The sequence below is a fragment of the Pseudomonas sp. BR20 genome, assembly GCF_050780135.1.
In the GTDB taxonomy this organism is placed as follows: Bacteria; Pseudomonadota; Gammaproteobacteria; order Pseudomonadales; family Pseudomonadaceae; genus Aquipseudomonas.
The window spans coordinates 2,586,877-2,606,780 of sequence record NZ_CP172012.1 but is presented as its reverse complement, the minus strand read 5'-3'; the positions used below and the strand labels follow the sequence as shown (position 1 = coordinate 2,606,780).

General features: G+C 61.9%; 19 protein-coding genes. 12 read left to right on the top strand and 7 right to left on the bottom strand.

Going from position 1 to position 19,904, the window contains the following annotated elements:
* Positions 1 to 101: 101 nt before the first annotated feature.
* Genes nuoG through nuoN form a run of 8 tightly spaced genes read left to right on the top strand, consistent with a single transcriptional unit; the run spans position 102 to position 10,097 of the window.
* Positions 102 to 2,816 carry an NADH-quinone oxidoreductase subunit NuoG gene (gene nuoG, locus ACHPFG_RS11955; RefSeq protein WP_431702621.1) on the top strand — a complete coding sequence of 905 codons (2,715 nt, stop codon included), beginning with the start codon at positions 102 to 104 and terminating at the stop codon, positions 2,814 to 2,816.
* Positions 2,813 to 3,820: an NADH-quinone oxidoreductase subunit NuoH gene (gene nuoH, locus ACHPFG_RS11950; RefSeq protein WP_057721782.1), complete on the top strand. Its 1,008-nt coding sequence runs from the start codon at positions 2,813 to 2,815 to the stop codon at positions 3,818 to 3,820. The genes nuoG and nuoH overlap by 4 nt, the downstream gene beginning before the upstream one ends.
* An 11-nt stretch (positions 3,821 to 3,831) precedes the next feature.
* Positions 3,832 to 4,380 (top strand): NADH-quinone oxidoreductase subunit NuoI, encoded by a 549-nt coding sequence (gene nuoI / locus ACHPFG_RS11945; protein ID WP_003174725.1) that lies wholly within the window; start codon positions 3,832 to 3,834, stop codon positions 4,378 to 4,380.
* A gap of 9 nt (positions 4,381 to 4,389) precedes the next feature.
* Positions 4,390 to 4,893, top strand: coding sequence for an NADH-quinone oxidoreductase subunit J (gene nuoJ, locus ACHPFG_RS11940; protein WP_003174726.1), 504 nt, complete (start codon positions 4,390 to 4,392; stop codon positions 4,891 to 4,893).
* Positions 4,894 to 4,895: 2 nt separating this feature from the next.
* Positions 4,896 to 5,204 (top strand): NADH-quinone oxidoreductase subunit NuoK, encoded by a 309-nt coding sequence (nuoK, locus tag ACHPFG_RS11935; protein ID WP_003174727.1) that lies wholly within the window; start codon positions 4,896 to 4,898, stop codon positions 5,202 to 5,204.
* Entirely contained in the window at positions 5,201 to 7,054 is a 1,854-nt protein-coding gene (gene nuoL / locus ACHPFG_RS11930; protein ID WP_145337656.1) for an NADH-quinone oxidoreductase subunit L, read from the top strand. Before nuoK ends, nuoL begins: the two co-directional genes overlap by 4 nt.
* 39 nt (positions 7,055 to 7,093) lie before the next feature.
* Positions 7,094 to 8,626, top strand: coding sequence for an NADH-quinone oxidoreductase subunit M (nuoM, locus tag ACHPFG_RS11925; RefSeq protein ID WP_339542409.1), 1,533 nt, complete (start codon positions 7,094 to 7,096; stop codon positions 8,624 to 8,626).
* A gap of 7 nt (positions 8,627 to 8,633) precedes the next feature.
* On the top strand, positions 8,634 to 10,097 hold the full coding sequence (nuoN, locus tag ACHPFG_RS11920) for an NADH-quinone oxidoreductase subunit NuoN (RefSeq protein WP_431702616.1): 1,464 nt from the start codon (positions 8,634 to 8,636) through the stop codon (positions 10,095 to 10,097).
* A 126-nt stretch (positions 10,098 to 10,223) separates the two neighbouring features.
* On the opposite strand, the gene ACHPFG_RS11915 is transcribed toward nuoN, so the two are convergent.
* Both ACHPFG_RS11915 and ACHPFG_RS11910 read right to left on the bottom strand, forming a co-directional pair.
* Entirely contained in the window at positions 10,224 to 10,976 is a 753-nt protein-coding gene (locus ACHPFG_RS11915; protein WP_339542410.1) for an outer membrane beta-barrel protein, read from the bottom strand.
* Positions 10,977 to 11,099: 123 nt separating this feature from the next.
* A complete protein-coding gene (locus ACHPFG_RS11910; protein WP_431702614.1) occupies positions 11,100 to 11,939 on the bottom strand; it encodes an arylamine N-acetyltransferase family protein in 840 nt (279 codons plus the stop codon).
* A gap of 120 nt (positions 11,940 to 12,059) precedes the next feature.
* Between ACHPFG_RS11910 and ACHPFG_RS11905 the strand changes: the two genes are divergently transcribed.
* On the top strand, positions 12,060 to 12,296 hold the full coding sequence (locus ACHPFG_RS11905) for a DUF6555 family protein (protein ID WP_131698070.1): 237 nt from the start codon (positions 12,060 to 12,062) through the stop codon (positions 12,294 to 12,296).
* A gap of 31 nt (positions 12,297 to 12,327) precedes the next feature.
* Here the strand turns inward: ACHPFG_RS11905 and ACHPFG_RS11900 are convergent, their stop codons facing one another.
* Both ACHPFG_RS11900 and ACHPFG_RS11895 read right to left on the bottom strand, forming a co-directional pair.
* A complete protein-coding gene (locus tag ACHPFG_RS11900) occupies positions 12,328 to 12,528 on the bottom strand; it encodes a DUF6021 family protein (protein WP_131698071.1) in 201 nt (66 codons plus the stop codon).
* Between the two features lie 12 nt (positions 12,529 to 12,540).
* Positions 12,541 to 12,720, bottom strand: a complete 180-nt coding sequence (locus ACHPFG_RS11895; RefSeq protein WP_131698072.1) for a hypothetical protein — start codon at positions 12,718 to 12,720, stop codon at positions 12,541 to 12,543.
* 133 nt (positions 12,721 to 12,853) lie between these two features.
* Here ACHPFG_RS11895 and ACHPFG_RS11890 point away from each other — a divergent pair, with 133 nt between their 5' ends.
* Positions 12,854 to 13,375, top strand: coding sequence for a DUF3087 domain-containing protein (locus tag ACHPFG_RS11890; protein WP_431703466.1), 522 nt, complete (start codon positions 12,854 to 12,856; stop codon positions 13,373 to 13,375).
* Position 13,376: 1 nt separating this feature from the next.
* Here ACHPFG_RS11890 and ACHPFG_RS11885 read toward each other — a convergent pair whose 3' ends face one another.
* The 3 genes from ACHPFG_RS11885 to ACHPFG_RS11875 all read right to left on the bottom strand — a co-directional run bounded on the left by ACHPFG_RS11885 (position 13,377) and on the right by ACHPFG_RS11875 (position 16,918).
* Entirely contained in the window at positions 13,377 to 14,510 is a 1,134-nt protein-coding gene (locus tag ACHPFG_RS11885; RefSeq protein ID WP_431702611.1) for an MFS transporter, read from the bottom strand.
* Positions 14,511 to 14,567: 57 nt separating this feature from the next.
* Positions 14,568 to 15,935, bottom strand: a complete 1,368-nt coding sequence (locus ACHPFG_RS11880) for an MFS transporter (RefSeq protein ID WP_431702609.1) — start codon at positions 15,933 to 15,935, stop codon at positions 14,568 to 14,570.
* Positions 15,936 to 16,054: 119 nt separating this feature from the next.
* The gene (locus ACHPFG_RS11875; protein WP_431702607.1) at positions 16,055 to 16,918 is read right to left on the bottom strand and encodes a Dyp-type peroxidase; all 864 of its coding nucleotides are present in this window, start codon (positions 16,916 to 16,918) and stop codon (positions 16,055 to 16,057) included.
* A gap of 151 nt (positions 16,919 to 17,069) precedes the next feature.
* Between ACHPFG_RS11875 and ACHPFG_RS11870 the strand changes: the two genes are divergently transcribed.
* Positions 17,070 to 18,686, top strand: a complete 1,617-nt coding sequence (locus ACHPFG_RS11870) for an NADP-dependent glyceraldehyde-3-phosphate dehydrogenase (RefSeq protein ID WP_431702605.1) — start codon at positions 17,070 to 17,072, stop codon at positions 18,684 to 18,686.
* Between the two features lie 105 nt (positions 18,687 to 18,791).
* Complete coding sequence (locus ACHPFG_RS11865) at positions 18,792 to 19,853, top strand: FUSC family protein (protein WP_431702603.1); 1,062 nt, start codon at positions 18,792 to 18,794, stop codon at positions 19,851 to 19,853.
* The last annotated feature ends 51 nt before the right edge of the window (positions 19,854 to 19,904 follow it).

Here is a 19,904-nt window from a genome sequence, read left to right as displayed (position 1 = left end):
TTCTCATGTGCTGACGCCGTCAAGGCTGTGTAGATGCACATGAACAACAAGATTCCATTAGCCACGCCCGCTGACAACGGGCCAACGAAGAACTTTGAACCATGGCCACTATCCACGTAGACGGCAAAGCGCTCGAAGTCGATGGGGCGGACAACCTGTTACAGGCGTGTCTGTCACTAGGCCTCGACATCCCTTATTTCTGCTGGCACCCCGCGCTTGGTAGCGTCGGTGCCTGTCGCCAGTGTGCGGTCAAGCAGTACACCGACGAAAACGACACCCGTGGTCGTATCGTCATGTCCTGCATGACCCCAGCCACCGACAACACCTGGATCTCCATCGACGATGATGAATCCAAGGCGTTCCGCGCCAGCGTTGTCGAATGGCTGATGACCAACCACCCCCACGACTGCCCGGTCTGTGAGGAAGGCGGTCACTGCCACCTGCAAGACATGACGGTGATGACCGGCCACAACGAGCGCCGTTATCGCTTCACCAAGCGTACCCACCAGAACCAGCAACTGGGCCCGTTCATTTCCCACGAGATGAACCGCTGCATCGCCTGCTACCGCTGCGTACGCTTCTATAAAGACTACGCCGGCGGTACCGACCTCGGCGTATTCGGCGCCCACGACAACGTGTACTTCGGGCGCGTTGAAGACGGCGTGCTCGAAAGCGAGTTCTCCGGCAACCTCACCGAGGTCTGCCCGACCGGTGTGTTCACCGACAAGACCCACTCCGAGCGCTACAACCGTAAGTGGGACATGCAGTTCTCGCCAAGCATCTGCCATGGCTGCTCGAGCGGTTGCAACATCTCCCCCGGCGAGCGCTACGGCGAACTGCGTCGCATCGAAAACCGCTTCAACGGTTCGGTCAACCAGTACTTCCTGTGCGACCGTGGCCGTTTCGGCTATGGCTACGTCAACCGCGAAGACCGCCCACGCCAGCCACTGCTGGCCGATGGCGCCAAGCTGAGCCTGGACGCGGCGCTGGATAAAGCCGCCGACCTGCTGCGCGGCCGCAACATCGTCGGTATCGGTTCGCCCCGCGCCAGCCTCGAAAGCAACTATGCGTTGCGCGAGCTGGTGGGTGCCGAGCACTTCTACTCCGGTATCGAAGCCGGTGAGCTGGAGCGCATTCGCCTGGTCCTGCAGGTGCTGAACGACAGCCCGCTGCCGGTGCCGAACATGCGCGACATCGAAGACCACGATGCCATCTTCGTGCTCGGTGAAGACCTGACCCAGACCGCCGCGCGTATCGCGCTGTCCCTGCGTCAATCGGTCAAAGGCAAGGCCGAAGACATGGCCGACGCCATGCGCGTACAGCCTTGGCTCGACGCTGCGGTGAAAAACATCGGCCAGCACGCGCTGAACCCGCTGTTTATCGCCAGCCTGGCGGAAACCAAGCTCGACGACATCGCCGAAGAATGCGTCCACGCTGCACCGGACGACCTGGCGCGCCTCGGTTTCGCCGTGGCCCACGCCCTCGACGCCAGCGCACCAGCGGTCGAAGGCCTGGACACTGAAGCCGTCGAATTGGCCCAACGCATCGCCGACGCCCTGCTGGCAGCCAAGCGTCCCTTGATCATTGCCGGTACCTCGTTGGGTTCCAAGGCCTTGATCGAAGCCGCCGCCAACATCGCCAAGGCCTTGAAGCTGCGCGACAAGAACGGTTCCATCAGCCTGGTCGTGCCGGAAGCCAACAGCCTCGGCCTGGCCATGCTCGGTGGCGAGTCCCTGGACGCCGCCCTGCAAACCGTGATCGACGGCACTGCCGATGCGATCGTGGTGCTGGAAAACGACCTGTACACCCGCACCGATGCCGCCAAGGTCGACGCTGCGCTGAACGCCGCCAAGGTCCTGATCGTCGCCGACCACCAGAAGACCGCCACCAGCAATCGCGCCCACCTGGTACTGCCAGCCGCCACCTTCGCCGAAGGCGACGGTACCCTGGTCAGCCAGGAAGGCCGTGCCCAGCGCTTCTTCCAGGTGTTCGATCCGAAGTACATGGACGCCAGCATCCTGGTTCACGAAGGCTGGCGCTGGCTGCATGCCCTGCGCGCGACCCTGCTGAACCAGCCGATCGACTGGACCCAGCTCGACCACGTGACCGCCGCCGCCGCCGCGAGCGCGCCGCAGCTGGCGCGTATCGTCGACGCCGCACCGTCCGCCGCGTTCCGCATCAAGGGCATGAAGCTCGCCCGTGAGCCGCTGCGTTACTCCGGTCGTACCGCCATGCGCGCCGACATCAGCGTGCACGAACCGCGTACGCCACAAGACAACGACACCGCGTTCGCCTTCTCCATGGAAGGTTACTCGGGTTCGGTCGAGCCACGTCAGCAGGTGCCGTTTGCCTGGTCGCCGGGCTGGAACTCGCCGCAGGCCTGGAACAAGTTCCAGGACGAAGTCGGTGGGCATATCCGCGCCGGCGACCCGGGCACCCGCCTGATCGAGCCTCAGGGCGACGCGTTGAACTGGTTCGCTGCGGTCCCGCGTCCGTTCAACCCGGCCCAGGGCACCTGGCAGGTCGTGCCGCTCTTCCACCTGTTCGGCAGCGAAGAGACCTCTTCCAAGGCCGCACCGGTACAAGAGCGCATTCCAGAGGCCTACGTGTCCTTGGCCAAGTCCGAAGCCGACCGCCTGGGCGTCAACGACGGTGCCCTGCTCAGCGTGACCGTGGCCGGCCAGACCCTGCGTCTGCCGCTGCGCATCAACGAAGCGTTGGGTGCCGGCCTGGTTGCACTGCCTAAAGGCCTCGCCGGTATCCCGCCTGCGATCTTTGGCAAAACCGTTGACGGTCTGCAGGAGGCAGCGCAATGACCTGGTTCACCCCTGAAGTGATCGACGTGATCATCTCGGTCGTCAAGGCCATCGTGATCCTGTTGGCCGTGGTCGTCGCGGGCGCCCTGCTCAGCTTCGTCGAACGTCGCCTGCTGGGCTGGTGGCAGGACCGTTACGGTCCGAACCGCGTTGGCCCGTTCGGTATGTTCCAGATCGCTGCCGACATGCTGAAGATGTTCTTCAAGGAAGACTGGACCCCGCCGTTTGCCGACAAGGTGATCTTCACCCTGGCACCGGTCGTGGCCATGAGCGCCTTGCTGATTGCGTTCGCAGTCATCCCGATCACCCCGACCTGGGGCGTGGCGGACCTGAACATCGGCTTGCTGTTCTTCTTCGCCATGGCCGGCCTGTCGGTCTACGCGGTGCTGTTCGCCGGCTGGTCGAGCAACAACAAGTTCGCCCTGCTGGGCAGCTTGCGGGCCTCGGCCCAGACCGTGTCCTACGAAGTGTTCATGGGCCTCGCGCTGATGGGCATCGTGGTGCAGGTCGGCTCGTTCAACATGCGCGACATCGTCGAGTACCAGGCGCAGAACCTGTGGTTCATCATTCCGCAGTTCTTCGGCTTCTGTACGTTCTTCATCGCCGGCGTCGCCGTGACTCACCGTCACCCGTTCGACCAGCCGGAAGCGGAACAGGAACTGGCCGACGGTTACCACATTGAATACGCCGGCATGAAATGGGGCATGTTCTTCGTCGGTGAGTACATCGGCATCATCTTGATCTCGGCCCTGCTGGTCACGCTGTTCTTCGGCGGCTGGCACGGTCCATTCGGCATCCTGCCGCAGCTGGCGTTCTTCTGGTTCTTCCTGAAGACCGCGTTCTTCATCATGCTGTTTATCCTGCTGCGCGCTTCCATTCCGCGTCCACGGTATGACCAGGTGATGGATTTCAGCTGGCGTTTCTGCCTGCCGCTGACCCTGATCAATTTGCTGGTGACTGCTGCCGTTGTGTTGTTGAACACGCCAGCGGGCGCGGTTCAGTGAGGATTTGACCCATGTTCAAATATATTGGCGACATCGTTAAGGGTACCGGTACCCAGTTGCGAAGCCTGGTGATGGTTTTCGGCCATGGCTTCCGCAAGCGCGACACCCTGCAATACCCGGAAGAAGCGGTGTACCTGCCGCCGCGCTATCGCGGCCGCATCGTACTGACCCGCGACCCCGATGGCGAAGAGCGTTGCGTGGCCTGCAACCTGTGCGCCGTGGCGTGCCCGGTGGGTTGCATCTCCCTGCAGAAAGCTGAAACCGAAGACGGTCGCTGGTACCCGGACTTCTTCCGCATCAACTTCTCGCGCTGCATTTTTTGCGGCCTCTGCGAGGAAGCTTGCCCGACCACCGCGATCCAGCTCACACCGGATTTCGAGATGGCCGAGTTCAAACGTCAGGACCTGGTGTACGAGAAAGAAGATCTGCTGATCTCTGGTCCCGGTAAAAACCCTGATTACAACTTCTATCGTGTTGCAGGTATGGCCGTTGCCGGTAAGCCGAAAGGCGCCGCACAAAACGAAGCCGAGCCGATCAACGTGAAGAGCTTGCTGCCTTAAGGAAGAAAGATGGAATTCGCTTTCTATTTCGCATCGGGTATTGCAGTGGTGTCCACGCTTCGCGTGATCACCAACACCAACCCCGTGCACGCCCTGCTCTACCTGATCATTTCGCTGATCGCCGTGGCCATGACCTTCTTCAGCCTCGGCGCGCCGTTCGCCGGTGTGCTCGAAGTGATCGCCTACGCCGGCGCCATCATGGTGCTGTTCGTGTTTGTGGTGATGATGCTCAACCTCGGGCCGGCCTCGGTCGCCCAGGAACGCGTCTGGCTCAAGCCCGGCATCTGGCTCGGCCCGGTTGTCCTCGCAGCGCTGCTGCTGGGTGAACTGCTGTATGTGCTGTTCGCTCACCAGAGCGGCCAGGCCATCGGCCACACCACCGTGGACGCGAAAGCCGTGGGCATCAGCCTGTTCGGCCCGTACCTGCTGGTGGTCGAACTGGCTTCGATGCTGCTGCTCGCCGCAGCCATCACCGCCTTCCACTTGGGCCGTAACGAAGCCAAGGAGCAATGACGATGCCTGCTATCCCTTTGGAGCATGGTCTGGCGGTCGCCGGCATCCTGTTCTGCCTTGGCCTGGTCGGCCTGATGGTTCGCCGTAACATTCTGTTCGTGTTGATGAGCCTGGAAATCATGATGAATGCTGCGGCACTGGCGTTCATCGTTGCAGGTGCACGTTGGGGCCAGCCGGATGGACAAGTGATGTTCATCCTGGTGATCAGCCTGGCAGCCGCCGAGGCCAGTATCGGCCTGGCGATCCTGCTGCAACTGTATCGTCGCTTCCACACGCTTGATATCGACGCTGCCAGTGAGATGCGCGGATGAACATGATCTTTCTGACTTTCGTATTTCCCCTGATCGGTTTCCTGCTGCTGTCGTTCTCTCGCGGACGCTGGTCGGAAAACCTTTCGGCCCTGATCGGTGTGGGCTCCATTGGCCTGTCGGCCATTGTCGCCGCCTACGTCATCTGGCAATTCAACGTGGCGCCGCCGGAAGGTGGTCACTACACCCTGGTGCTGTGGCAGTGGATGTCGGTGGAAGGCTTCAAGCCCAACTTCGCCCTCTACGTCGACGGCCTGTCGATCACCATGCTCGGCGTGGTCGTCGGCGTGGGCTTCCTGATCCACCTGTTCGCGTCCTGGTACATGCGCGGTGAAGCGGGCTACTCGCGCTTCTTCTCGTACACCAACCTGTTTATCGCCAGCATGCTGTTCCTGGTGCTCGGCGATAACCTGTTGTTCCTGTACTTCGGTTGGGAAGGCGTGGGCCTGTGCTCGTACCTGTTGATCGGTTTCTACTACAGCAACCGCAACAACGGTAACGCGGCACTCAAGGCATTTATCGTCACCCGGATCGGCGACGTGTTCATGGCCATCGGCCTGTTCATCCTGTTCCAACAGGTGGGCACGCTGAACATCCAGGAACTGCTGGTGCTGGCACCGCAGAAATTCCAGGTCGGCGACTTCTGGATCACCCTGGCGACCCTGATGCTGCTGGGCGGCGCCGTGGGTAAATCCGCGCAACTGCCGCTGCAAACCTGGCTGGCGGATGCGATGGCCGGTCCTACCCCGGTGTCGGCCCTGATCCACGCCGCAACCATGGTTACCGCCGGTGTCTACCTGATCGCCCGTACCCACGGCCTGTTCACCCTGGCGCCGGACATCCTGCACCTGGTGGGCATCGTCGGCGGCGTGACCCTGGTACTGGCCGGCTTCGCCGCGCTGGTGCAGACCGACATCAAGCGTATCCTCGCCTACTCGACCATGAGCCAGATTGGCTACATGTTCCTGGCCCTGGGCGTCGGCGCCTGGGACGCGGCGATCTTCCACCTGATGACCCACGCCTTCTTCAAGGCCCTGCTGTTCCTGGCCTCCGGTGCGGTGATCGTTGCCTGCCACCACGAGCAGAACATCTTCAAGATGGGCGGCCTGTGGAAGAAACTGCCACTGGCCTACGCCAGCTTCATCGTCGGTGGTGCCGCCCTGGCCGCCCTGCCGCTGGTGACCGCCGGTTTCTACTCCAAGGACGAAATACTCTGGGAAGCCTTTGCCAGCGGTAACCAGAACCTGCTGTACGCAGGCCTGGTGGGTGCGTTCATGACCTCGCTGTACACCTTCCGCCTGATCTTCATCACCTTCCACGGTGAAGCCAAGACCGAAGCACACGCAGGCCACGGCATCTCCCACTGGTTGCCACTGTCGGTGCTGATCATCCTGTCGACCTTCATCGGCGCCCTGATCACCCCGCCACTGGCCGGTGTACTGCCGGAAAGCGCCGGCCATGCCGGCGGCGCCGCCAAGCACAGCCTTGAAATCGCCTCGGGCGCCATTGCCATCGCCGGTATCCTGCTGGCGGCCATGCTGTTCCTCGGCAAGCGTCGCTTCGTGACCGCCGTGGCCAACAGTGGCATCGGCCGTTTCCTCTCGGCCTGGTGGTTCGCGGCCTGGGGCTTCGACTGGATCTACGACAAACTGTTCGTCAAGCCATACCTGGCCATCAGTCACGTGCTGCGTAAAGACCCGCTCGACCAGACCATCGGTTTGATCCCGCGCGCGGCCAAAGGCGGTCACACCGCCCTGAGCCGTACCGAGACTGGCCAATTGCGTTGGTATGCAGCGTCCATGGCGGCCGGTGCCGTTCTGGTGATCGGCGCCATCGTTGTGGTAGCGGTCTGATATGAACTTTGCGAACTTGCGAAAGGAAACGAGCCCGTCATGATTCTGCCCTGGCTAATCCTGATCCCCTTTATCGGCGGCCTGCTCTGCTGGATGGGTGAACGCTTCGGCGCCACCCTCCCCCGCTGGATTGCGTTGCTGACCATGTCCCTGGAACTCGCACTCGGCCTCTGGCTGTGGGCCCATGGCGACTATTCATTTGCTCCGGCACCGGGTGTCGATCCGACGTTCGCGCTTGAATTCAAGCACGTGTGGATCCAGCGCTTCGGCATCAACGTGCACCTGGCCCTCGATGGCCTGTCGCTGTTGATGATCCTGCTGACCGGCCTGCTGGGTATCCTCTCGGTACTCTGCTCCTGGAAAGAGATCCAGCGTCACGTGGGCTTCTTCCACCTGAACCTGATGTGGATCCTGGGCGGCGTTGTCGGCGTGTTCCTCGCCCTCGACCTGTTCATGTTCTTCTTCTTCTGGGAAATGATGCTGGTGCCGATGTACTTCCTCATCGCGCTCTGGGGTCACAGTTCTTCGGACGGCAAGAAAACCCGGATCTACGCGGCGACCAAGTTCTTCATCTTCACCCAGGCTTCCGGCCTGATCATGTTGGTGGCGATCCTGGGTCTGGTACTGGTCAACTTCAACAACACCGGCGTGATTACCTTCAACTACGCCGACCTGTTGAAAACCAAGATGTCCCTGACCACCGAGTACATCCTGATGCTGGGCTTCTTCATCGCCTTCGCGGTGAAGCTGCCGGTGGTGCCGTTCCACTCCTGGCTGCCGGATGCTCACGCCCAGGCGCCGACCGCCGGCTCCGTGGACTTGGCCGGTATCCTGCTGAAGACGGCGGCCTACGGCCTGCTGCGTTTCGCCCTGCCGCTGTTCCCGAATGCCTCGGCCGAGTTCGCGCCGATTGCCATGACCCTCGGTCTGATCGGGATCTTCTACGGTGCGTTCCTGGCGTTCGCGCAAACCGACATCAAGCGTCTGATTGCCTTCTCGTCCGTTTCCCACATGGGCTTCGTACTGATCGGCATCTACTCCGGCAGCCAGTTGGCGTTGCAAGGCGCTGTGATCCAGATGTTGGCCCACGGCGTCTCCGCCGCCGCACTGTTTATCCTGAGTGGCCAGTTGTACGAGCGCCTGCACACCCGTGACATGCGTGAGATGGGCGGCGTGTGGTCGCGTATCGCGTACCTGCCGGCGATCAGCCTGTTCTTCGCCGCCGCCTCCCTGGGCTTGCCGGGTACCGGTAACTTCATCGGCGAGTTCCTGATCCTGATGGGTGCCTTCGTGCAAACGCCGTGGATCAGCGCCATTGCTACCTCCGGCCTGGTATTCGGTTCGGTCTACTCGCTGATCATGATCCACCGCGCCTACTTCGGCCCGGCCAAGTCCGACGCCGTCCTGAAAGGGATGGATGCTCGCGAACTGATCATGGTGCTCGGCCTTGCGGTATTGCTGATCTACATCGGCGTGTACCCGCAACCGTTCCTGGACACTTCTGCCGCAACGATGCATGGCGTGCAGCAGTGGTTCGGCACCGCCTTCTCTCAACTCGCTTCGGCCCGGTAAGAGCGCTATGGAATTCACGATCCAACACTTTATCGCGCTTGCGCCGCTGCTGATCACCAGCCTCACCATCGTGGTGGTGATGCTGGCGATCGCCTGGCGCCGCAATCACTCACAAACGTTCCTGCTGTCGTGCGCCGGTTTGAACCTGGCCTTGCTGTCGATTATCCCGGCACTCAAGGTCGCGCCACTGACGGTGACCCCGCTGATGATGGTCGATGACTTCGCGCTGCTGTATATCGCGCTGATCCTCGTCGCCACGCTGGCCTGCGTCACCCTCGCCCACGCCTACCTCGGCGAAGGCGGCACCGGCTACCCGGGCAACCGCGAAGAGCTGTACCTGCTGATCCTGCTGGCTGCGGCCGGCGGTATCGTGCTGGTCAGCGCGCAGCACCTGGCCGGCTTGTTCATCGGCCTGGAACTGCTGTCGATCCCGACCTACGGCCTGGTGGCCTACGCCTTCTTCAACAAGCGTTCCCTGGAAGCCGGCATCAAGTACATGGTGCTGTCGGCCGCCGGTTCCGCGTTCCTGTTGTTCGGCATGGCCCTGCTCTACGCCGAAGCCGGCAGCCTGAGCTTCACCGGTATCGGTCACGCCCTGGCCGCCACCAACAGCCCGGCGCCGATTGCCCAACTGGGCCTGGCGATGATGCTGATCGGCCTGGCGTTCAAGCTCTCCCTGGTGCCGTTCCACCTGTGGACCCCGGACGTGTACGAAGGCGCCCCGGCGCCGGTGGCGGCGTTCCTGGCGACTGCGTCCAAGGTCGCTGTGTTTGCGGTGATGGTGCGTCTGTTCCAGATCTCGCCTGCCGCCAACACCGGCGTGCTGAGCAACGTGCTGACCGTGATTGCCATCGCATCGATCCTGTTCGGCAACCTGCTGGCGCTGACCCAGAACAACCTCAAGCGTCTGTTGGGTTACTCGTCTATCGCTCACTTCGGCTACCTGCTGATCGCCCTGGTGGCGAGCAAAGGCCTGGCCGTGGAAGCCATCGGCGTGTACCTGGTCACCTACGTGATCACCAGCCTCGGCGCGTTCGGCGTGATCACCCTGATGTCCTCGCCTTACAAAGGCCGTGACGCCGACGCCCTGTACGAATATCGCGGCCTGTTCTGGCGCCGTCCGTACCTGACCGCCGTACTCACCGTGATGATGCTGTCCCTGGCCGGTATCCCGCTGACTGCGGGTTTCATCGGCAAGTTCTACATCGTCGCTACCGGTGTCGAAGCCCACGAGTGGTGGCTGGTTGCGTCCCTGGTGCTGGGCAGTGCCATCGGCGTGTTCTACTACCTGCGCGTGATGGTCACCCTGTACCTGATCGAGCCAAACCTGCGCCGTGTGGATGCCGAGCTGCACTGGGAACAGAAAGCCGGTGGTGTGATGCTGCTGGCTATCGCCCTGCTCGCCTTCTTCCTCGGCGTGTACCCACAACCGTTGCTCACCCTGGTGCAGCACGCGGTGCTGGGGGTTTGATCGCTTAGCGGTATGTGAGTCAACAGAAACGGCGCCTTCGGGCGCCGTTTTTGCGTTCTGGGCTGACCTGCAATAGCTCTAAAAAAAACGCCCCGAATGTTCGGGGCGTTTTACGTTGCAACCGCGTTAAAACGCGATGCCTACCTTGACCCCGTACTCATCCCGCTTGAGCCGAGTGTTATCGGCCACTTCGGAATCACCGTCTAGCTTGTATTCGGTGCGGGTGTAGTAAAGGCCCGCCATCACCGGCAGGTCGCCCTTCTGGTTCATCAGCAGGCTGACTTCGGCGTAAGGGTTGGTGCGGTCCTTGAGGTCTACGGTATCGCTGCCCACGCCGTCCACCTTGAGCTTCGTACGACCATCAAGGGTGCGACGCGCACCCGCTTCAAAACGCAGCGTCATGTCATCGAACTGATGGTTGTAGCCCAAGGCTGCCTTGGCGAACGGCGACTTGTTGGTGAGTTCCATGTCGTAGTCGTTCGAGTCCAGCTCATAGCGGGTCCAGCTGTAACCGCCGCCAACGATCACGTCGACAAAGTTGCGCGCATCCAGCGCGGCACGCCAGCCGAGATCCAGGTCGGCCTGGCCTTCCTTGAGTGTGTTATCACTCTTTTTACCGTACTTGGCTTCCACGCCTGCCTGGTAGATAAAGCCCGACTCGGCGGTGAGCTTGTTGCCGAAGTTGTAGAAAAGGCCGGCTTCGGGCATGTGGTCCTTATCACTTTCACTACCGCCTTCGAGCTTGAAGTCGTTGTAGCTGCCCAGAATCCCAAAGGTAGAAATCGGGTCAGTGGACGGTGCGGCGAACACCACGGCTGGCGCGGCGACGAGCGCCAGCAGTGAGGAATGCTTGAGGAAGTTTCCGAATAGTTTGGACATCGCTTACATCTCCTTGTCTGGTGGGCAAATTATTCAGGAAACGCTTCGAACCCGGGTTGGCACCAAAGGTTCGAAAAAATTTGCCCCCTCTTGGAGGTAAAACGGTTCAGCGATGGCTCTAGATCAATACTCCTGGCGGGCAGCCATTACCAAGCCATCAAGGGTTGAATCCAGCTGAGGGTGAACCGGCACGCGAATCCCAAAGGTAGTGCCCAGCACTCCCAGCAGTTCGTCGGCGCTCTGGATCACGCGCTTGTCACTCGGCCGATCCAGGTAGTGAATCGCATAATGGGCGTTGTTCAAGGTGTGGCGTTCGCCCGCTGCCAGGCGTGCGACTTTCAATTGGCCCAGGAACGGCGAACCTGGATGGGTCGAGACGTACCAGTTACCGATTTCGTAGTCGATGTCTGCCTGCACTTGCAGGTCGAACACATACAAGCCACGCCATTCCCCCGCGACCTCGGCCCACAAGGTGTAGCTGCCCTCCTGCTCATTGAGCGCCAGGCGATACGGCTCATGGGCCGTGGCCTGAACGGCTTGTGTGTGCAACTGCAACGGACTGCTGGGCACCATGCCACCAAAGCCGACGTCGGTGACGTAACGCACGCCGTCCAGTGTCACCAGGCTCAGGCGATGGGTACGCGCCGTGCGCGCCTCCGGTGGCCCGCCCATCACCACCCGGCCGGTAATGCCGCGTGCATCGAAGCCCAACTCTTGCAACAGCGCCAGGAACATCTGGTTCAACTCATAGCAATACCCACCCCGCCCCTCGAACAAGACTTTCTGTTCGACGCTCGGCAAGTCGATCGGCACCGGCAGACGCAGCAGGGTCGACAGGCTTTCAAAGGCGAAGGTGCACACATGACGCAGTTGCAAATCCCGCAGGGTCTGCAGGGTGGGCGGTGGTGGCGAGTCGTAACCCAGGCGTTGCAGGTACAGGCGGCTATGGTTCAGGAGGGTCATGGCGCGATCCTTGGGCGCGGAAGGGAGGGGTCACTATGCCGCGCAAGCATGCAGATTGTCATTTTGAGTGAACCTTTTTAAACCGTTCCCTATCCATCTATAACAAGACAGGGAGGCAACATGAGTACCGCAAAAATCTACACCATCAACTACCAACTGCACGGTCAACCGAAGTCCTTTGTGGTGCGTGCCGAAGTGATGAACAACGCCGAGGCGTGGCACTGGGCGGCCGTTGACGCTGACATTGCGCATGTCAGCCGTATCGGCCGGGTTGGTCATGAACAGGTGAAAAAAACCACGCGCCCATGGGCAGAGAAGTACGGCATCACCGACGTCACCTGGATGCCGCCCAGATAAACAAAAGCCCCGCTCAATGGCGGGGCTCAGTTCATTTTTTCAAGTCGCCCAACGGATCGTAGGGCGGCTTTTTTTTCGCCTCTTCCTTGTCCTTTTTATCCAGCGGGGCGATGGCCGGACCTACCGGATCAACCTGCGGATCTGCCACATCCGGCGAGTCCGGATCAAATCCCAACTCATCCTTGCCGCTGGCGTGTTCGTTGGAGGGGGGTCCATCCGAGCGCTTGTTCATCATGATCTCCTGTTATAGGGGGCGAGCTTTGTCGTGAAGATTTTCCAGGTCTTGTTCGACGCGCTCCACATCATCCTGTGCATCACGCTCTTTCGGGTCATTGGGGCGCAAGGCATCGTTGTCACGCTCTTCTTCACCGGGGGTGCGATCAGGGTCGGGTGTACCGGGCGGTGGCTGCTTGTATTCGGGCATGGTGGTTCACCTCAAAGGGAGTACACCAATTTAGAGAAACTGCCCCAGATCATGGTTCAACTTGATTGCCCCACCGCTGACCGCTGGCCATGAGAAGATGCCACTCCCTACCCGCCCTGGAGACCTGGACCGGATGTTCGAGCTCAAACCCTGCGACCCCGTCACCTACCGCCAACAGACCCGCCGCAGCACACTGATCGTAGCCGCGCTGTTCATGGCCTTGGCCATGCTGCTGTCGAGCCTGGCGGTAATGCTGTTCGGCGAACCCGGCGGTGACAACATGCGCTTCAATGTCGGCGGCGTATTCGCCGGGGTGTTGATTACCCTCGCCCTGGTGCGCGGCCCGTTCTGGAGCCAACCCTGGCTGGCGCCGGCCGTGTATGGCTGGCAGCTCAAGCGCAACCTGATGCGCGTGACCAATGTGATGCACACCGTCACAGAGCGGGTGCAGGCCAATGACCCGACGGCGATCAAGGTGCTGCGTTTCTACCATTTGGGGCTGACGCAGATGCATGAACTGGATGCCAACTCCAGCGCCCAGGCGCAGTTGGTCGGCGAAATGAACGCGCATAAAAACAAGATGCAGGCACTGGGGATGGACACCGAGCAAACCCGTTTCGATCCCATCTGGCTGGAAGGCTTGAAAAGCGCGTAAGTCAGTCGCCAGCCACGCGCGTACGCCAGCAAAACAGCGCACTCAGCGCAATCGCAGCGCCTGCCACGCCAAACACCAGGGGTGCCGAGGCCACCGGCAACAGCAGGCCCGCCAGCAGTGGCCCGAGGCCCGCGCCGATGTCACGCCATACCGCGTTGGACGCCAGGGCCGACACCCGCATCGAACCGGGGTTGCGCTCGGCGACCAAGGTGGTCACCAGGGGCAGTTGCAACGCGCGCAGCACCAACACCGCTGCCGCGCCGACAACCACCCAATAGCTGCCGAACGCCGTCAAGGCCAAGGCACTCAGGAACGAAAACAGCAACAACATCGAGGTGGCGCCAAAGCGCTGCGCCGCGCGGCCGCCCAGGGGGCTCAGGAGCATTTCCGAGACATAACGCAGCGCCATCAAGCCGCCCGCGATCAGCACCGCGTCGCCGCCGAGCAGCTTCTGCGCCTGGATCGACAGGCCGAAAATAAACAGTCCGTCCAGCGCCACGCCTTCGATAAACGACCACATCGCCACGCTGTCGGGCCACTTGAAGCGGCGCCCGGGGGTGCTGTGCAAATCATGCCCGGCGCTGGGCAGGCTGCGCGCCATCCACAGCCCCACCAGGCAACAGCCGGCGAGGATCACAAAGATCGGCCGCGGCCCGGCCCACAGCGTCAGCCAGCCACCCAACGGCAACGCCAGCATCGGCCCCCAGGCGATCAAGGCCCGCGAACGCCCGGCCCGGCGCGCGGCCCCCTCCGGTTCGGAGGTGGCCAATACCTGGGTCGACAGGTTCAACGCGGCAAAACACAGGCCCCACACCAGCCGCAGCCCCAACAATGCGGCAAAACCCGACAACACCGAATTACCCAGCGCACACAGCGTTGCGGCACCGGCGGCGATCATGCAGGTCAGGCGATCACCGTTGCGTGCGTAGAAATTCAGCACATGCCGGTAACCGAAAATCCGCACCAGCCGGTTGGCCGCCAGCAACACCCCGGCCTGGGCGAGCGTGATGCCGAAGGCCTGGGACTCCATGGGCAGCAGCAGATAGAGCAACACATCACTGGGCAGGCATAACGCCAAGGTCAACGCAGCGCGGCGGGAATGGGTATCAGCAGTGCGGAGGGCCAAGCTGGACATAAATCTGAAACATCCCGAAATATTCAGGTCGCCACGGTAGCCCTCCCGCCGCAGGTTTTACAACGGCTTTTTCCCGTAAGGCAGCAGACGCAGGCCACTGGCCACGGCGCCCACCAGCGCAAACACGCAACCCAGCCACAGCGCATACAGCGGGCCATTGCCCTGGGACAGGTGGAAACACAGCGCCACCAACGACGCCCCCAGCGTCTGCCCCAGCAACCGCGAAATCGCCACGATGCCGCTGGCCCCACCGCTGCGCGCCAACGGCGCACTGGTCATCAAGGCCTTGAGGTTGGGCGACTGGAAGAAGCCGAAACCGGCACCGCACAGCGCCATGCGCCAGCCGATATCGAAGGCCGATGCGCCGTTGCCCAAGGTCGCCAACGCGGCCATCCCCACGCTCAACATCAACAGCCCGATACCGCACAGCAGGCCCAGGGACACACGGTCAGCCAGGCGACCGGCGACCAGCGCCATCACCGCCACGACCGCCGGCCACGGCGTCATCAGGAACCCGGTTTCCACCTGGCTATGCCCCAGCACCGCCTGCAGCAGAAAGGGCAGCGACACAAAAGCCAGGCCCTGGGCGCTGAAAGCGCAGATCGCCGTGAGGGAAGACAACGCAAACACCGGGCGCTTGAACAGATCCAACGCCAGCATCGGCGCCGGGTGACCGGCCTGCCGGCGCAGCAGTAACGCGCCACACACCAGCGCCACCGCTATCAAGCCAAGGGTCAACGCCCCCTGCGCACCGTGCACCGCCGTACCCAGTCCCAGCACCAGCAAGGCGAACAACCCGGCACACAGCGCGGCCGCGAGGCGATCGAAGGCATGCCCGGTCATCGGCAGGGTCGGCAATGAACGCAAGCCCAGTGCCAGGGCCAACAGCCCCAACGGCACATTGATCAGGTACAGCCAGTGCCAGGTCGCCACCGACAGAATCGCCGACGCCGCCGTGGGCCCCAGGGTAAACGCCAGCCCCACCACCAGCGAGTTATAGCCCAGGCCACGCCCGAGCATTTTTGACGGGTAGATATGCCGCAGCAACGCCGTATTGACACTCATGATCGCCGCCGCCCCCAGCCCCTGCACCACACGGGCGGCGGTCAGGCTGACCAGCGAGCCGGCCAGCCCGCAAAACAGCGACGAGACGATAAACAGCAGCAACCCGCCGAGATACACGCGGCGGTGCCCGAGCACATCGCTGAGCGACGCAAACGGCAGCACCGTGGCGATAATCGCCAACTGGTAAGCGTTGACCACCCAGATCACCGAGGCGGAATCGGTGCCAATCCCTTCGGCCAGGGTCGGCAACGCCGTGTTGACGATGGCCGTGTCCAGCGTCGCCATGCCGATTCCCAGGGAGATCGCGATCACGGCAGGCAGGCGTTTATTGAGGGGCAGCCCATCGGCAACAGAAGACATGAACAATCCGCACAGGTGGCAAAGGTGTCTAGATTACGGGCAGCCGGGGATTTTTTCAGTGGGGGATTGCGTGGCTGTCCGAATTTTCATGTTCAGCCACGCACCACAGGTAAAGGCGATCAGCCTGCCAGTGCACTCAGGTCCAGGCGCCCACCGAGGGTCGGCGGGCACCAGTAGTAGCCACCGGTCAACGGCGTGCTGATCCGATACAGGCCATCGACAATCCCGTCTTCCAACCCGCTCATGCGGCGCAGTTGCGCTTCGAACGCATCGAAGGAATGGCCGAATGCAAGGAACATCAACCCAGCCTGGCCATTTTCGGCCCAAGGCATGGAGCGGCGCACCACGAAGGCCTCAGGGGTGAAGCTTTCCTGGGCGGTACGCTTGGTGTGGGCGGATTCGGGAGCGTCTTCCAGCTCTTCGTTGTCGCCATGGCGGCGGCCGATGATGTAGTCACGCTCCTGGGCGGGCAACGCGGCGAAACCATCGAGGTCGTGCTGCCATTGCTGGATCGCGGCGAAGCTGGCGCCGCTGTCGGTCAAGGCGGCTTCAACGGCGGCGTCGTCGTGGGGGTTTTCGGTGCCGTCTTCGTAGTCGGTGAGGTCGAAGCCCGTCTTGTAGCGGAAGCCTTCGGTCGACTGCACCAGGCGAAACGCCGGGGCCAGGGCCTTCTCGAAAGAGCGACTGCGCAGCAGCAACTCGCCGCGATCGACGCCATGCAGCCACACCCACAGTGCCTGCTGGGTGGACGGGTTGTGCGCGCCCGGCGCGCTCACGGCAGGAAAGCTGCGCAAGCCATCAATCGTTGCACCCAGCGCGTTTACCAGCGGCTCGCCAAATCCGACCACTGCCGCCGAATCGGTCAACTGCACCAGCGCGTCCAGCGCAGCGGGCACGGCTGCCAGGGTATCCACGACAAAAAACAGATGGCGTGCCTGCAAAGGCACCGGTGCGGCAAGAATGCCCGGCTGGTACTGACTCATGTGAACTCCTTCAAGAAAGGCGCGCAGTCTACTATCTCGAAGAGCAGGCCACACGCCCCGGTGCGTACTGCAAAGCGCACAAGCCTTGCCATAGAGCCCTGTGTTGGGTGACTCTCTAGTCATATTTTGCAACTATTCCAGGGGAAGTGACATGACCACCAGCAACCTGCTCGACCAGCTGTTTCCCACCAGCGTCGCCGATATTCCCGAGCAATACCGCCTGGCGGCGCCCATCGAACAGCGTGATTACCTGGTCAACGGCCAATTGCAGGTGTGGAACGGCCCCTTGGCCCAGGTGCAGAGCCCGGTGCAATTGGGCGACCGCCGCGTGGTGATCGGCAGCACGCCGTTGCTGGACGCCGACACCGCCCTCACCGCCCTCGATGCCGCCGTGCGCGCTTATGACCGTGGCCAGGGTGAATGGCCGACGATGCGGGTGGTGGAGCGTATCCAGCACGTCGAGGCATTTTTGCGACGTATGCGCGAACAGCGCGACGCAGTGGTCACGCTGTTGATGTGGGAGATAGGCAAGAACCTCAAGGACTCACAGAAAGAGTTCGACCGCACCTGCGACTACATCACCGACACCATCAATGCCCTCAAGGAACTCGACCGCCGCAGCAGCCGCTTCGAGCTGGAACAGGACACCCTCGGGCAAATCCGCCGCGTCCCCCTGGGCGTGGCGCTGTGCATGGGCCCCTATAACTACCCGCTCAACGAGACGTTTACCACGCTGATCCCGGCGCTGATCATGGGCAACACCGTGGTGTTCAAGCCGGCCAAGCTCGGTGTGCTGTTGATTCGACCGTTGCTGGAGGCCTTCCGCGACAGCTTCCCGGCCGGGGTGATCAACGTGATCTACGGCAGCGGTCGCGAAACCGTCAGTGCGTTGATGGCCAGCGGCAAGATCGACATCTTTGCCTTTATCGGCACCAACAAGGCCGCCAGTGACTTGAAAAAGCTGCACCCCAAGCCGCACCGCTTGCGTGCAGCACTGGGCCTGGATGCGAAAAACCCCGGCATCGTGCTGCCGGAGGTGGACCTGGACAACGCCGTCAGCGAGGCCGTCACCGGCTCGCTGTCCTTCAATGGCCAGCGTTGCACCGCGTTGAAAATCCTGTTTGTGCATGAAGACGTGGTCGACAGTTTCATCGAGAAATTCAACCGCAAACTGGAGACCCTCAAGCCCGGCATGCCCTGGGAAGACGGCGTTTCACTGACACCGCTGCCGGAAGTCGGCAAGGTGGATTACCTCAACGAGCTGGTGGCCGATGCACAACAACACGGCGCCCAGGTGGTGAACGCCAATGGCGGTACCCGCCGGGGTTCGTTCTTCTACCCGGCGGTGCTGTACCCGGTGAACCCGCAGATGCGCGTGTACCACGAGGAACAGTTCGGCCCGGTGGTGCCCATCGTGCCCTACCGTGATCTGGAGACGGTGATCGAGTACGTACTCGACTCGGACTTCGGCCAGCAATTGAGTATTTTCGGCACCAACGCCGTGGAAGTCGGGCGCCTGGTGGACACCTTTGCCAATCAGGTCGGCCGCATCAATATCAATGCCCAGTGCCAGCGCGGGCCAGACACGTTCCCGTTCAACGGGCGCAAGAACTCGGCCGAGGGCACGCTGTCGGTACATGACGCGCTGCGCGTGTTTTCGATCCGCACCCTGGTGGCGACCAAGTTCCAGGACAGCAACAAGGCGCTGGTCAGCGACATTCTGCGCAACCGCGACTCAAGCTTCCTGACCACCGACTATATCTTCTAAGCGCAATGCCGATCTAAATGTGGGAGGGGCGGTGCGACGTTTCGACTTGCCCCCTCCCACATTTGGATTGTGTACATCTCCAAAACCGAGGCCACTTTAGTACTGATGAACCTGCCACTCTTCGCCCGGCGCCTGCTGCGCCCCCTGCTCGACCCGTACCGCCGCTATCGCCACGCCAAGCTGATCCACGCCGTGCGCGTGTCCATTGGCCTGCTGGCGACGATCCTGCTGACCACCGGCATCAACCTGCCCCATGGTGAATGGGCGTCGGTGACCATGCTGATTGTGATCGGTGGCTTGCAGCACCACGGCAATATCGGCAAGAAAGCCGTGGAGCGCGCCTACGGCACCTTGATCGGCGCCAGCGTCGGCTTGTTGCTGGTGGTGCAACAGGCCTACTTCGGCCAACCGCTGTTGACTTACCTGTTGATGTCGGTGGTGTGCGGGTTCTTTTCCTATCACGCAATCGGCAAGGGCGGCTACATCGCGCTGTTGTCGGCGATCACGGTGTTTATCGTCGCCGGGCACGGTGACAATCCGATCTCGGATGGCTTGTGGCGCACGGTCGACATCCTGATCGGTATCGTGCTGGCCCTGGCGTTCTCCTTCGCCCTGCCGCTGTATGCGGTGTACTCGTGGCGCTACAACCTGGCCAGCGCGTTGCGCGACTGTGCCGCGATCTATAGCCGGATCATCAATGGCCAATCGGTCACTGACGATGAACACCTCAAACTGCTGAACCGCTTGAATGCGGCGATGCTGCAATTGCGCTCGCTGATGCCGTCGGTGTCCAAGGAAGTGCGGATTTCCATGACCGAACTGGACGCCATCCAGCGGCACCTGCGCATGTGCATGAGCACCCTGGAGATTCTCGGCAACACGCGGCCGGACCCGCGCGATGAACAGGCGATGGCGCGTATGCAGGTGATGCTGAAAGCCCAGCACCGGCAGATTCGAGTGCAACTGGTGGGGATGGCGCGGGCATTGAAGTCGGGGGTCACGGAGCGGCTGGAGCGGCCCAGCCCTGTCAGCGGCGGCGAGCCTTCACTGGATGCGCCGGTCTACAGCGCATTGGATGGGTATCGATTGTTGACGGTGCAACTGGCGGCGAATGTGGATGCGATGCGGGGGCGGTTGGCGAAGAGTGCGAAGCGCTGGAGGATTTGAGTAAGGCAACGATAATAAAACATGGCCGACTTAGTAAATGAGTCGGCCATG